The organism is Pseudomonas sp. ANT_H4, assembly GCF_008369295.1.
GTDB lineage: Bacteria > Pseudomonadota > Gammaproteobacteria > Pseudomonadales > Pseudomonadaceae > Aquipseudomonas.
The window spans coordinates 1-14,375 of the sequence record NZ_VOBG01000050.1; the positions used below are offsets into that span (position 1 = coordinate 1).

General features: G+C 58.7%; 10 protein-coding genes and 3 pseudogenes. 8 read left to right on the forward strand and 5 right to left on the reverse strand.

Going from position 1 to position 14,375, the window contains the following annotated elements:
• Positions 1-138 precede the first annotated feature (138 nt).
• On the forward strand, positions 139-1,425 hold the full coding sequence (locus tag FQ182_RS29125) for an OprD family porin (RefSeq protein WP_149415192.1): 1,287 nt from the start codon (positions 139-141) through the stop codon (positions 1,423-1,425).
• 95 nt (positions 1,426-1,520) lie between these two features.
• Here FQ182_RS29125 and FQ182_RS29130 read toward each other — a convergent pair whose 3' ends face one another.
• From FQ182_RS29130 to FQ182_RS29155, 5 genes and pseudogenes are all read right to left on the reverse strand, one after another.
• Complete coding sequence (locus FQ182_RS29130) at positions 1,521-3,086, reverse strand: M48 family metallopeptidase (RefSeq protein WP_149415191.1); 1,566 nt, start codon at positions 3,084-3,086, stop codon at positions 1,521-1,523.
• 12 nt (positions 3,087-3,098) lie between these two features.
• A complete protein-coding gene (locus tag FQ182_RS29135; RefSeq protein ID WP_149415190.1) occupies positions 3,099-3,464 on the reverse strand; it encodes a hypothetical protein in 366 nt (121 codons plus the stop codon).
• A gap of 37 nt (positions 3,465-3,501) precedes the next feature.
• Positions 3,502-4,845 carry a CHASE2 domain-containing protein gene (locus FQ182_RS29140; RefSeq protein WP_149415189.1) on the reverse strand — a complete coding sequence of 448 codons (1,344 nt, stop codon included), beginning with the start codon at positions 4,843-4,845 and terminating at the stop codon, positions 3,502-3,504.
• Positions 4,846-5,516: 671 nt separating this feature from the next.
• Positions 5,517-6,344, reverse strand: a pseudogene (locus tag FQ182_RS29145) (LysR substrate-binding domain-containing protein); the annotation flags it as partial.
• Between the two features lie 244 nt (positions 6,345-6,588).
• Positions 6,589-6,729 (reverse strand): annotated as a pseudogene (locus FQ182_RS29155) (IS5/IS1182 family transposase); the annotation flags it as partial.
• Positions 6,730-6,880: 151 nt separating this feature from the next.
• On the opposite strand from FQ182_RS29155, the gene fdhD reads away from it, so the two are divergent.
• From fdhD to FQ182_RS29190, 7 genes and pseudogenes are all read left to right on the forward strand, one after another.
• Positions 6,881-7,738 carry a formate dehydrogenase accessory sulfurtransferase FdhD gene (gene fdhD / locus FQ182_RS29160; RefSeq protein WP_149415187.1) on the forward strand — a complete coding sequence of 286 codons (858 nt, stop codon included), beginning with the start codon at positions 6,881-6,883 and terminating at the stop codon, positions 7,736-7,738.
• Positions 7,739-7,877: 139 nt separating this feature from the next.
• Complete coding sequence (gene fdnG, locus FQ182_RS29165; RefSeq protein WP_149415186.1) at positions 7,878-10,928, forward strand: formate dehydrogenase-N subunit alpha; 3,051 nt, start codon at positions 7,878-7,880, stop codon at positions 10,926-10,928.
• A gap of 18 nt (positions 10,929-10,946) precedes the next feature.
• Positions 10,947-11,834, forward strand: a complete 888-nt coding sequence (gene fdxH, locus FQ182_RS29170) for a formate dehydrogenase subunit beta (protein WP_306108740.1) — start codon at positions 10,947-10,949, stop codon at positions 11,832-11,834.
• The gene (locus FQ182_RS29175) at positions 11,831-12,475 is read left to right on the forward strand and encodes a formate dehydrogenase subunit gamma (protein WP_149415185.1); all 645 of its coding nucleotides are present in this window, start codon (positions 11,831-11,833) and stop codon (positions 12,473-12,475) included. The genes fdxH and FQ182_RS29175 overlap by 4 nt, the downstream gene beginning before the upstream one ends.
• The gene (fdhE, locus tag FQ182_RS29180) at positions 12,472-13,377 is read left to right on the forward strand and encodes a formate dehydrogenase accessory protein FdhE (RefSeq protein ID WP_149415184.1); all 906 of its coding nucleotides are present in this window, start codon (positions 12,472-12,474) and stop codon (positions 13,375-13,377) included. The genes FQ182_RS29175 and fdhE overlap by 4 nt, the downstream gene beginning before the upstream one ends.
• 53 nt (positions 13,378-13,430) lie before the next feature.
• A pseudogene (locus tag FQ182_RS30625) lies at positions 13,431-13,598 on the forward strand (histidine kinase dimerization/phospho-acceptor domain-containing protein); the annotation flags it as partial.
• Between the two features lie 394 nt (positions 13,599-13,992).
• The gene (locus tag FQ182_RS29190; RefSeq protein WP_149415182.1) at positions 13,993-14,340 is read left to right on the forward strand and encodes a hypothetical protein; all 348 of its coding nucleotides are present in this window, start codon (positions 13,993-13,995) and stop codon (positions 14,338-14,340) included.
• The last annotated feature ends 35 nt before the right edge of the window (positions 14,341-14,375 follow it).

The following is a 14,375-nucleotide window of genomic DNA, read 5'->3' on the forward strand; positions in this document are numbered from 1 at the left end:
AGGCTGAAGCCTTGGGCATGACTGATTTGAATGGTGGCGCGCTCTTCAACGCTGAGTTCGGTATAAGACATAGGGGCAGCACCGTACCGGAAAGGTCAGGTGTTGCACTCAGTTTTTGCCGCCGCCGAATATAAAAAGATGTTGAATAAACGGATGGGTCTGATTGCTCTGGGGATTTTGAGCGCAACACAGGCAATGGCTAACGACCAGGAGCAATCCAAGGGTTTTGTAGAAGACAGCCACCTGAACATCGCGCTGCGTAATGCTTACATCAGCCGCGACTACAAGAATGGCAAGCAAGACAACGCCGAATGGGGTCAAAGCATCATCGGCAAGTTCGAGTCCGGCTTCACTCAGGGCACTGTAGGTTTTGGTGTCGACGTGACGGGCCAATACGCTGTTCGTCTGGATGGCGGTAAAGGCAAAAGCGGCGCTGGCGGTATCGACTTCTTCAAGCAAGGTGACAGCGGCGAAGCGGCAAGCGACCTGGCCAAGGGCGGCGCAGCTGTCAAGGCACGCATCTCCAACACCGTAATCAAGTACGGCGAGCAGATGCCAACCGTGCCGGTCCTTGAGTACGACAATTCCCGTCTGTTGTCGGAAGTCTATACCGGTACTTCCATCGTTTCCCAAGAGATCGAAGGCCTGCAACTGGACGCTGGGCGTTTCACCAAGGAAGCACGCAAGAGTGCCGAAGGCACCGACAGCGGCGACCTGAAAAGCATCACCTACATCGGTGGTAGCTACAAATTCACCGAAAGCCTGTCGGCCGCTCTTTATGCTTCCGACATGGAAAACGTGCTGAAGAAGCAATACGTCAATGTCAACTACGTGCTGGCCCTGCCAGAAAAACAATCGTTGACCTTTGACTTCAACGGCTACAAAACCAAGCTGGACAAGAGCTTCGCCCTGGTCAACCAAGGTGATGCCGATGCCCGCGACAACAAGATCTGGAGCCTGGGCGCCACATGGGCCTTTGGTCCGCACAGCTTGACGCTGGCCCACCAGCGCAGCACCGGTGACACCGCTTACCTGTACGGTGGCTACCGCAACGATGGCGGCTTTGGCGACGGTGGTAACACCATCCTGCTGGCCAACTCCTACTGGTCCGACTTCAACGGTAAAGACGAGCGCTCCTGGCAGGCAGGCTACGGCCTCGACTTCAGCGCCTTCGGTGTTCCTGGCCTGAGCTACAACATTGCCTACGTGCGCGGCACCAACATCGACGACGGCAGCGGCCGTGGCGATGGCAGCGAGCGTGAGATCTTCAACCAGTTCAAATACGTGGTACAAGCCGGCCCAGCCAAAGACCTGAGCCTGCGTGCCCGCGCGTCGTGGTTGCGCGTCTCCAACAACGCCAGCAACTACAACGTTGGCGGTAACGAAATCCGTCTGTTCGCTGACTACCCGATCAACGTTTTCTAATTGATCTGGTGCAGTGCCTGATACCAGGCGATAAAAAACCCCGACGTGTCGGGGTTTTTTTATGCCTGTGATTAACGCGTGTTGGCGGCGAGTACTCAGGCCTTCACGGGCGCCAGCTTCTTGCAGCCGGCCTTGCGCATCGGGTATTGCTCACATTTGCGCAACACCGTCTGCACCTGCTGAGTGTTCTGCAACTGCTGGTTGGCCAGCAGCTTCTCGGTGATAAACAGCTCCTCCGAACCCAAGTGACGCTCGGCCTTGTCGATCATTGCCAGCGCCGCTTGCCCGTCGCCGCGCTTGAGGTGGTAGCTGATCATCAAGTCATAGGTCGACGGCCCGGCCAGCGACCAGTCCTTGATTGCCTGCAACTCCTTTAACGCCTCGGCGTTTTTGCCCTGGGCCAGGCGCACGGTGTAGGCGGTGCGGCGAATATTCGGCTGGTCCTTGACCGGAGAACTCAAGGCGCGACGGATAAAGGCGTCAGCCTCGGGCACCTTGTTCTTCTCCAGGGCGGCGGTTGCGGCGTAGGCGTCCTTGTAGCCCTGCATGGCCTTGGCCACAGGCGCGGCGTCACGCACTTTTGGCCAGCTCTGGGTGTTAACCCTGGCGCGGCGCTCCTGGCGGTACTCGCGTTGCAGGTATTCGCGCAGTTCCTTGTCACGGTCTATGGCTGACATATGGGAGCGGTTGAAATACTGGCTGGTGGCGGCGATGCTGGTGGTCAGGCCGTCCTTGACCAGCACGTCCAACTCCTGGGTGAAGCGGTTGAGGTTGAACTGCTGCAGCGAGTCCTGCATGGCGTTCTTGCGGGCGGTGAGAAAACCGGTGAGCAATGGTTTTTGCTTGCCCTGGAAATCATTCAGCCGCTCCAGGCTATGAGTGGCCGCGCGAGGTGCGTAACCGGCGCGAATCATCAAGTCAGTGCCCAGCAAATCTGCCTGGTCTTCCTGGCTGCGACCCCAGGCGGTGCTCCATATATTGTCAGAAAAGGAATTGGCCAGCGCGGTGTACAACACAGTGTTGCCGATGGTTTTCTGCGTGCCTATCGGGTCCTTGCTGAACAGCTTCATGGTCCCGGAGCTGCGATCGATACCGGTGTCTGCCGCCATCGTCGCCAGGGCCACGGTGGATGCGACGGTGGTGAACATTTCCTTCTGCTGCTGGAACGCCGCCGAGCGGTCATGGTGATGCAGCAACACATGGCTCATCTCATGGCCCAGCATCGCGGCGATTTCATCTTCGCTGCGCACGTTATCCAGCATGCCCAGAGGCACGAAGATATTGCCGTACGGGTCCGCCGACGGCCCAAAGCCGTAACTGTCGGTGATCTTCACCTGCAACACTGGCAACTCCCCCGGCCAGCCCTTGGACAGGCGTGTGACAATGCCCTGCAAGTACACCTGCAACATCGGGATATCCACCAGGTTCTGCTGGCGCGCCTCGGCGGCCGGCACTGTGTGGCCGTCATAGCTCAAGCGCTGCTGGCCCTGGCGTTGCGGGTCGAGCTTGTAGTATTGGCGCACGTCGGTGTTGTCGACATAGTGGCCCTGGACCCGCGACTGGGTCGACGGCCCCACCAGGTTCAGAAACGCCTGGTCGGCGCCCTTCAAGGTGGCGCAACCACTGAGCAATGCACTGGCCAGCAATAGATATCCCTTCACCGCAATGCTCCCTTATTGATTACAGCCGGCACCAAAACCGATGGTGGAATTGTTGTGACTGTCCTTGGCCAGGCTCTTGGGCATCATCTGGCAGGGCAGATCCACCACATTCAGCGGCGGGTCGATGCGCAGGTCCATGGTGTCCAGCCAGACCTTTTGGCCCGCCAGTTCCACCTGCACCAGGTCCAGCGCCTTGTTGTACTGCAACACGGGCACCGGCTGTTTGGGCGTGTCCTTCTGGGCGATTTCCCGCTCTTGCTTGCCCTGCTCATCCAGCACCGCCACCGGGTCGGCGAGGAACGCCTTGATGGCGTGGGTTTCGGCCAGCACGGCTTGGCTGAAGAGTGCGACGAGTAACACGATGAAGGTTCTGTTCATCCTTGAGTTCCTTGAGTAAGACGAGAAAACGGCATCGTCAGCGGCCACGGTCGAAAAAGGCTTCGATCCGCTCGCTGAACAGCACCAGTGACAGCAAAACAATCCCCAGCACGTTGACCGGCGTGATGTGGTTGAAGTGCAGCAGTACACACACCGCCAACAACACCAGCATCACCAACAGCCACGACAGGTACGGCGAAGAGAAAAACCAGATCTCCTGGCGCCGCCAACGGCTCCAGGTATGCAGGCCGGCCGAGCGCCGGGCGTGCAGAGCCTTAAGCACGGCAATCAACGCCAACAGCCCAAGCTCCAGCCCGTCCAGCCAATTGATATTGAAGAACGGCAGATTCGCCGGCTCCCGGTCGTAATCCATGCCGTCGGTGATCAGGTTATCCAGCGCCATGGCATGCAGATAAATCCCCGGAACCTGCCCGTGCACCGGCGACTGCACCAAGTCGCCCGTGGAAGTAATATTCGCCCCGACCATCACCAGCCGATCACGCAGCAACTCAGCGAGCAAGGCCTGATCCTCCTCGGAACTGACCTCCAGATCACTGGCCGACAAGGTAAAACTGTAAGGGCAGCGCGCCTGGGCCGAGTCATCGAGCTTCCAGAACACCGCCTGGAAAAACTGCGCCACGCCATCCAGCACAAAATTGCGCGACGGCGTGCAATGACGAATATCGGCAATTCGCACCTGCTCCGGCGCCAGCTTCAACCCCCACTGCACCGCAATCGGCGGTAACCGCGCCGCTGCCTCGGCATCCGCCGGCAACTCATCGCACGCCAGCCCTTTGCAAAACTGCCGATACATCGCCAACGCCGGCGTCTCCATCACCCCCAACGCCGTCGGCACCGCCAGCGGATACTTGTCGTCGACGCCATCCCACACTACCAGCGCCGGCCGGCTCACCTGGGCAAAATGCTCCAGCGTATTGGCCTGCCCGTCCTCACCCCGCGCCACCCCGGTATTGGCCAGCCACAACGCAATGCCCTGACGCTGATAACGCTCAAACACATTCGCCAACAACTGACTGCCCCGCGCCGGATCACCGAACGAGTGATCGTGGCTGTACAACAAATCCACAAACAGCGCCTTGGGCTTGTACGCCAGCAAACGCTTGAACAGCTTGCTCTGCTCGCCATACGGCATCGGCCACGAGGTGTTGTTGCGCATCAGATAGGCATCGTCGATCAACACCACCGCGATCCGCTGCTGACCGTCGTTGTGGTATTTGCTGGCAAGCATACGGTTGAGCCACTGCGCGGAGGCCTTGTCGCTTGAGCTGGCCAGACCAAAAGGATCGAGCACAGCCAGCAACACAATAAGGGCAGCGAGCCAATAGCGGCGGTAGTTGAAAAGAGGGGGATTCTTCGACATCCATGTCTCGATAAAGGTGAGTAATGCAGCTGTTCTGGCTGTTCTGTAGGCGCTGGCTTGCCTGCGATGGTCGCTAACGATGACGCGCGCTCACGGGATAAACACGACACCTCTGAACCCATTGCGCAAGCAAGCTCGCCCCACAACCGCCACAGCGAATGCATGGGTTTTTAAAGGACCAAGGAGGGGGTGTCAATTAGAAATATGGCTAAGTGCCATCGATGTGCCCGAGATCACCGCGTTTTTCGGCGAAAAACTTGAAGACGTGCAGTGACCACCGGATTCAACCTGACACAAGCCGCCGAAGCCCTTGGCGTGGGGACACGCAGAATCACCCGTTACAGCAACGGCCGTGAGGCAGTGCCCGTACGTTGGCCCTGGCCTGTCTGGGGAGGGAGAAGCAAGAGCAATTAATAAATCTGGAGCGCAAGGGGGCTTGAGGTTTGGGCGGCACGGCTGATCGTTCTTGAACACGCCAGCCTGTCGTTCATTACCCTCTGATCTGCAATTGGTCGCGAAAGTCAGTGAACGCTCTTGGTTTGTCTTAGGTGAACCGCCTAGCTGATGAGCTTGGCAAAGGAGCAGGACTGTCAAGCGGTGATGTTATTGCGACATCCTGGGCTTAGGGTCGTTGCTGTGAGGTGAGCTGCGTTGGCGAGTAGATAAACGAGCTATCCATGCAGGTCGCTAGTGAATAGCTGACTGTGCATAAAATCTATGAAGACCCGTAGTCTTAGAGAAAGATGTTTGCTTGATGGCCACAGAAGCCTGAACACCCCAGTGTGAGCCGTATAGTCTACTAACACCCGAACCAGTTCGCCGTTTTTGATGGACTTAGAAGTCATGAAGTCAGGTAGGCAAGCAATTCCCAAACCTGAACGAGTCACATCGACAATCACTTCAGTCGTGTTGCACACCATGGTCTGAGGTAGCTCGAAATCCGGCTCTCCGGTCTCAACGCGCAGCGGCCAAGGTTCAACCTTCCCTGTTGAAGGAAACTTGTGCAATAAACATGAGTGCGTAGCGAGATCCGCTGGCCGTTTGGGTACACCGTACTGTGCGAGATAGTCCGGAGACGCCACAATCTGGAGCTGAAAGCCCCCCAGCCTTTTAGAAAACAACCGAGAGTCACTAGGCTCGCCTGTCCTCAACACAGCATCAAAACCCTCCTCAATAACGTCGACCATTCGATCAGAAAAATCAATGTCGAGTTCTATTTCGGGGTATGTGCGCATGAATTGAATGATTGCTGGCATCACTAGACCGCTGACTAGAGGCAAGCTAATTCGCAACTTGCCCCTCGGTTGTTCACGGGCATTGCTTAGCTCCATTTCTGCGGCTTCAAGCTCCGAAAGTATCCGTCGGCACCGCTCAAGAAACAGTGACCCTTCTAACGTCAGGGCAATACTGCGGGTGTTGCGCTGGAATAGGCGTACACCGAGCTTCTCCTCCAGCCGACTAATACTTTTACCGACGCCAGAGGAGGAAATACCTAGTCGTTATCTGCTTTTCATCTTGGGCGCCGGCAGCGTGCTCACGGCAGTTGCTGTGTTCGCAACGCTCGGTCGAGTTAGCGCGCATGATCATCAACCAGTAGATGTAGTCCGTCCCGTGATCGTGGGTGACCGCGAGTGATTGGGCGGATACGAATGAATCTCTCCCGGGTTTTAGACACCTCTGGGGGAGTTATTTTGACCAACTTTGGCAATCGTCACTGGCCATGTGGCGTCGTCGCCCGGCGCGCGGATCGAACGGCGTATTACGCCGGCCGTCGCCTTCGTAACGGGCGTGGAAAGCACGCAAATCCAGCGCGTTCACCGCATCGTTGATGAAATAGGCCAAATGCCCTTCTGGCAGCCACTCGCTCACCGACGGTGGCAACATCAGGGTCTGATTTGGTTAATACGGGCGATAGGTTGTCGTCATGCCTCGACTTTAGCCAACCACAGGCTCCTAACGATTAGCCATATATTTTCTGTGGGTTTACACTAGTCGACATGAGATAAATAGTCACATGGGGCGGAGGGCCCACGCTATGCCTCTCCAGGCTAAGCCATGCGGTAACGGCAACCCACAATCCAGCAGCATTGCCAGTACTTATACCTACGCTGAACTCGGTGCGCCGCAGACCCGGCAACAGGCGGCGCTGGCCACCGAGAGTGCCTTGGCCATCAGTTACAACGGCTTGAATCAGGCGGTAATGATGGTCTCGCCTCGTGATCTGGAAGACTTCGTGGTGGGCTTCAGCCTTAGCAACGGTACCATCAGCCATATCGATGACATTTACGACCTGCGCCTTGCGCAAGGGCAGGGCGCCGCTTGGCATGCCGAGCTGCAAATCAGCAGCCGCGCCTTCTGGAGCCTCAAGCAGCACCGCCGACAACTGACCGGCAGCAGTGGCTGCGGTCTGTGTGGCGTGGATGCCTTGGAGCAGGCGCTGCCGCAGCTGACGCCACTGACACCCTCGGCGTTGCCGGCCGCCGAACACCTGCAACAGCTACGTCGGCGCATCGATACCGCTCAACAACTGGCCCGTCACAGTGGCGGCATGCACGCCGCCGCATTTGTCGATCGCCACGGCGAACTGCTGCTGTGCCGTGAGGATATCGGCCGGCACAACGCCCTGGACAAACTGATCGGGGCCCAGTTGCGTGGCGGCCAGGACAGCCACGGCGGCTTTGCCGTGGTCACCAGTCGCTGTGGGCTGGAGCTGCTGCATAAGACCGTGCGCGCCGGAATCGGCACCCTGGTCAGTCTGTCGGCTCCCACCACCCTGACCGTGGACTGGGCCCGTCGCCATCATTTGAACCTGATCCATGCGCCACACCGCGACGCTCCACGGGTGTACAGCCCGAGCCCCGAGCCCACCCGCGACCCCGACAAAACCCGATAGCCCATGCCACCCCCTCACTCGTCAATTCATCTCGACGGGTGAGGGGGTGGCGCATTCGAAACGCCTGATCGCATTCGGCCACTACGAAGCCGGAGCGAATGATCCAAGCGCAATTATTGCACCTGATGAGGAGATAACCATGGAACTCGGCAGAAGACAGTTCTTCAAGGTATGCACTGTCGGTGTCGCCGCCGCCAGCGCCGCCACCCTGGGCTTTGCCCCGGGCATTGCTCAAGCGACCCAGCCGCGCCAGTACAAACTGCTGCGAGCCAAGGAAACCCGCAACAACTGCACCTATTGCTCGGTCGGTTGCGGCATTCTGATGTACAGCCTGGGTGATGGCGCAAAGAACGCCAAGGCGCGGATCTTCCATATCGAGGGGGATCCGGACCACCCGGTCAGCCGTGGCTCGCTGTGCCCCAAAGGTGCTGGCCTGATCGACTACATCCACAGCGAACAGCGCCTGCAGTACCCCGAGTATCGCGCGCCAGGTTCTGACAAGTGGGAACGCATCAGCTGGGACAAGGCGATCAAGCGCATCGCCCGCTTGATCAAGGACGACCGCGACGCCAACTTCATCGAGAAGAACGAGCAGGGCACCACGGTCAATCGCTGGCTGTCCACCGGCATGCTGGCCTCCTCGGCGGCGTCCAACGAAACCGGCATCCTCGACTTCTATTTTAGCCGCGCCCTGGGCATCCTCGGCATGGATTGCCAGGCTCGCCTGTGCCACGGTCCGACCGTATCGGCCCTGGCCCCGAGCTTCGGCCGCGGCGCGATGACCAACAACTGGGTCGACATCAAGAACGCCAATGTGGTGCTGATCATGGGCGGCAATCCTGCCGAGGCGCACCCGGTAGGGTTCAAATGGGTGATCGAGGCCAAGGTACGCAACGGCGCCAAGGTGATCGTGGTCGACCCGCGCTTCAACCGCAGCGCTGCGGTGGCCGACCTGTACTCGCCGATCCGCGCCGGCTCCGACATTGCCTTCCTTATGGGCGTGGTCAACTACCTGCTGATCCACGACAAAATCCAGCATGAGTACGTCAAGCACTACACCAACGCCAGCCTGATCGTGCGTGAGGATTACCGCTTCGATGAGGGCTTGTTCAGCGGCTACGACGAAGCCGTGAAGCAGTACGACAAGAGCAGTTGGGGCTACGAGTTGGGCGAAGACGGTTTTGCCAAGCGCGATCCGACGCTGCAACATCCGCGCTGCGTATTCAACTTGCTCAAGCAGCACGTCAGCCGCTATACCCCCGAAGTGGTCACCAGCCTGTGCGGCACGCCCAAGGCCGACTTCCTGGAAATCTGCCAGATCCTTGGCGAGACCAGCGCGCCGAACAAGACCGCAACCTTCCTCTACGCCCTGGGCTGGACTCAGCACACCAGCGGCGCCCAGATGATCCGTGGCGCGGCCATGATCCAGCTGCTGCTGGGCAACATCGGCATGGCCGGCGGCGGCATCAATGCCCTGCGTGGTCACTCCAATATTCAGGGCTACACTGACCTTGGCCTGCTGTCGATCCGTCTGCCGGGCTATATGAACCTGCCGACCGACAACCAGCCGGACCTGGAGACCTATCTCGCCCAGACCACGCCCAAGGCACTGCAGGCCGGTCAGGTCAACTACTACAAGAACATCCCAAAATTCTTCACCAGCCTGATGAAGGACCTCTGGGGCGACAAGGCTACCAAGAAAAACAGCTGGGGCTTCGACTGGCTGCCCAAGTGGGACCGCGAGTACGACATGCTCAACTTCATGAACATGATGTACGACGGCAAGGTCAACGGCTACATCGTTCAGGGTTTCAACCCGGTCGCGGCCATGCCCGACAAGAACAAGGCCAGCGCCGCGCTTTCCAAACTCAAGTGGATGGTGGTGATCGATCCACTGGCCACCGAAACCTCGACGTTCTGGCAGAACCACGGCGAGTTCAACGACGTCGACACGGCCAATATCCAGACCGAAGTCTTCCGCTTGCCATCGTCCTGCTTTGCCGAGGAAAACGGCGCCATCGTCAACTCCGGGCGTTGGCTGCAGTGGCACTTCGCAGGTGCCGAGCCGCCCGGCGAGGCCTGGCACGACAGCAAGATCCTCGGTCATATGTTCATGGCTGTGCGCGAGCTCTATGAGCAGGAAGGCGGCACCTGCCCGGAGCCGATTCTCAACATGAACTGGAACTTCTCCACCCCTTGGGATCCGAAACCCGAAGAAGTAGCCAAACGCGCCAACGGCTACGCTCTGCAGGATCTTTACGACGACGTCGGCAAGCTGGTGGCTAAGAAGGGCGAGCTGCTGTCGGACTTCTCGCTGCTGCGTGACGACGGCTCCACCTCCAGCTATTGCTGGGTGTTCACCGGGTCCTGGACCGAGCAGGGCAACCAGATGGCTCGTCGCGACAACACCGACACGGGCCTGGGCTGTACGCCGGGCTGGGCCTTCGCCTGGCCGCAGAACCGACGCATTCTGTACAACCGTGCTTCGGCCGACCCGCAGGGCAAACCCTGGGACCCGAAACGCAAGATTCTGGAATGGAACGGCAGCCGCTGGATTGGCAGCGACGTGCCCGATTTTGGCGCGACCCTGGCGCCGGGCAACGAAGCCGGTCCCTTCATCATGCTGCCTGAAGGCGTCGGCCGGCTGTTCGCCGGTGGTAACATTAACGACGGCCCGTTCCCCGAGCACTATGAGCCGGTTGAGTCGCCCCTAGCCAACAACCCGCTGCATCCCAAGGTGACTTTTAACCCGACCATGCGCCTGCTGGAAAACGACGCCAAACGCATGGGCACGCGGGAAGAGTTCCCCTACGTAGCCACGACCTATTCGATTACCGAGCTGTTCCGTCACTGGACCAAGCACTCCAAGCTCAACGCCATCATTCAGCCCGAACAGTTCATCGAGATCGGCGAGACGTTGGCAGCGGAGAAGGGCATTGTCGCCGGTGACACCGTCAAACTGACCACCAAACGTGGCTTTGTCCGCGGCAAGGCGGTGGTCACCAAGCGTATCCGTGCGCTCTTGGTCGATGGCCAGCAAATCCACCAAATCGGTATTCCCTGTCACTGGGGCTACGAAGGCAGCACTAAGAAGGGCTTTCTGGCCAACACCTTGACCCCAGGCGTGGGGGATGCCAACAGCAATACCCCGGAATACAAGGCCTTCCTTGTGAACATTGAAAAAGTGTAACGGAGCGAACTTATGTCCATGCAATCTCAAGACATCATCAAGCGCTCCGCCACCAACGTTCTGACGCCACCATCCCAGGTGCGCGACAAGAAGGCGGAAGTAGCCAAGCTGATCGACGTGACCACTTGCATCGGCTGCAAGGCCTGCCAGGTGGCCTGTAACGAATGGAACGACCTGCGCGACGAGGTCGGCGAGAACGTCGGTGTCTACGACAACCCGCGCGACCTGTCGCCGGATACCTGGACCCTGATGCGGTTCGACGAGTACGAAAACGACGAGTCGGGCAAGCTCGAGTGGCTGATCCGCAAGGACGGCTGCATGCACTGTGCCGAGCCGGGCTGCCTCACGGCCTGCCCGCAACCGGGCGCCATCGTGCAGTACGCCAACGGCATCGTCGACTTCCAGTCCGAGCATTGCATCGGCTGCGGCTATTGCATCGCCGGCTGCCCGTTCGATGTGCCGCGCATCAGCAAGCAGGACAACAAGGCCTACAAGTGCACCCTGTGTTCCGACCGAGTCGCCGTCGGCCAGGAGCCGGCCTGCGTCAAGACCTGCCCGACCGGGGCGATCCGCTTTGGCAGCAAGGAGGACATGCTGCACTACGGCGAGGAGCGTGTTGAAGAACTCAAGGGGCGTGGTTTTGCCGGTTCCGGTATCTACGATCCGGCGGGTGTCGGCGGTACTCACGTTATCTACGTCCTGCAACACGCCGACAAGCCGCAGCTGTATCACAAGCTGCCGACTGATCCGCGTATCAGCAGTGCCATTCACGGCTGGAAGGGCTGGCTCAAGCCGGTGGCGGCCGCCGCCTTCTTCATCACGCTGGCCGGAACACTGTTCCACTATGTAGGGGTGGGTCCGCAGACAGTGGATGAAGACAAAAAAGAAGAGGAGACCCAGGTATGAACAAGCGCAACAGCCTTCTGCGTACCCCCTATGTGGTGCGTATCAGCCATTGGCTGATGGTGATCTGCTTCTTCCTGGTGGCCATGTCCGGCCTGTCCTGGTTCTTTCCTTCGCTGAACTGGCTGAACAACCTGCTTGGCGGCCCACAACTGGCGCGCATCCTGCACCCGTTCCTGGGCGTGACGATATTCGTCTTTCTCGTCTACATGTTCATCCGCCTGGTCAAATACAACCTGCCGGAAGCCAGCGACGGCAAATGGTTCGTCAATATCGGCAAAGTGCTCAAGGGCGAACATGTCGATGAGCTGGACACCGGCAAGTACAACGCCGGGCAGAAGGTGTTGTTCTGGGGGATCATGGGTCTGATCAGCTTGCTGCTGATCAGCGGCGTGGTGATCTGGCGTCCCTACTTCGCACCGCTGTTTTCGATCCCGCTGATTCGCATCGGCCTGATGCTGCACGCCATCGCCGGCGTGCTGCTGATGCTGCTGATCATCGGCCACATCTACCTGGCGTTCTGGGTCAAGGGCTCGGTCGACAGCATGTCTACCGGCTACGTCAGCCGCAAATGGGCCCGCATCCACCATCCGCGCTGGTATCGCCAGATCACCGGTGACACCACGAAGAAGGACCACCCATGAGTAGCATCAAGCTCGCCCCGGCTCAGGAACCCACCGGTGGGGTGAAACACATTACGCCACTGCTGCTGCCACGCCTGAATCAGCATTACCAGGTCCGTGCCAGTCGCCTGGTACAACTGGCCGAAGGCCATGCCATGGGCGATTACCTGAAATTCACGGCTGGCATCGCCGCCGCGCAGCAGCGGTTGCTCGACACATTTCCGCTACCGGACAGCGCCAACGCCCGACTTGAGTTGATAGACGGCCAGGCGCCGCTGGATCACACCCGGCTTCATCGTGACCCTTATTGGCAGCAGGTATTGGGCCGCTTGATTGAAGAACTACGGCCGAACGCCTCGCCTGAAGCGCAAGCGGTGCTCGACGAGCTGCGGGACAGCAGTTCTCAGCAGTTGGAGCAGCTGGCCGACAGCTTGCTCGCCGGCGACTTCGCCCAGGTGGGCAGCGGTCGGGCGCTATTCCTGTGGAGCGCGCTGTCGCTGTACTGGGCTCAGCTCGCCGCACGGCTGCCGCTTGAGGCCAGCGCCGAACTGGGTGAGCAGCGTCAGTTCTGCCCGGTCTGTGCTGGCTCGCCCAGTGCCAGTGTGGTCTTGGGTGGCGACCAGAGCGGCCTGCGCTACCTGCATTGCGGGCTGTGCGAAAGCCGTTGGCACATGGTGCGGGTCAAGTGCAGCAACTGCGAGGAGGGCGACAAGCTTGACTATTGGTCGCTGGAAACCAAGGACGCGCCGCTCAAGGCAGAGAGCTGCTCGCATTGCATGAGCTACCTAAAACTGCTCTACCTCGATCGCGCCAACTACCAAGAAGTCTTCGCCGACGACCTGGCTTCGCTGGCACTGGATGCTGAGATAGAAAGAGAAGGCTTTGCCCGTAGCGGCTTGAATCCGCTCCTGTTTCCAGGCTAATCATCAAAGGGGCAAGGGATTGCTCCTTTATCTGGCATGCGCAGGGTCTCACTTCTGATGCGGTTCATGACATGCGCGCACCGTTAGCGATATTAAGGGTGCGCGCACAGAGTCTGTTGGACGCCACGAATGAAAGCGAACGCCATGAATCACTTCAACATCTGATTGCCGGTGTGGATCGAAACACCCGCTTGGTCAATCAGTTGCTGACGATGGCTCGTTCACCGAGGCTCTTGGTATGCCGCCGCTTGAGTTGGTTGGAGAGTTTTTGGCAAAGCGTAGTGCGGGTGGGGACTCGAAAACGAGGAGGGAGGCTAAGCAAGACTCGTAGCGTGTCAGTTTCGTGTTTTTGCCTAACCCAGAAACGACAAAGGCCAACCCGAAGGTTGGCCTAAGCCTTGTAGCGTATGGTGCGGCACCAAGAGTCGAACTCGGGACCTACTGATTACAAGTCACTGACTTTGAAATTTCCCGAAGCTTCATGAAGTGCTATAACGCCAGTAAAATCAATGGATTGTGGTTTTTTTGATTTCGTGGAATTGCAAAAGATTTCGTTGATTTTCAAAGAAGTGTTGAGCAAAGTGTTGAGCAGACCTATGGCTCAAGAGGCTCAATATGGGACAGAAACTCACCGACACCCAAGTCAAAAGCTGGGCGTTGAACGGTACCGTTAAGAAGGCCGGCATAATCATCCCCGCTCGTACCCTTTCCGAGCAGCTTGGAACGCGTGGTGCTGGCTCCATGTTGTTGGAGCGCCGTCCAAACGGAAGAATTGAGGTTTATCTGGCAATGCGACGGGAGGGCCGTCAAGAGCGTCGCAAGCTGGGAACCTTCGGTGAACTTGGCCCAGATGGGCAGATCAGGGGGCTGTCCTGTCAATCAGCGTCCAATAGTTTCCAGGTAACAGCGTCCAAAACTTTCCAGTTGGCTACGCGATTTTCATCTGTTTCTTGCGCTGTTTGAAGCGGAACGAATCATTGCCGGTTTCTAGAATTTCG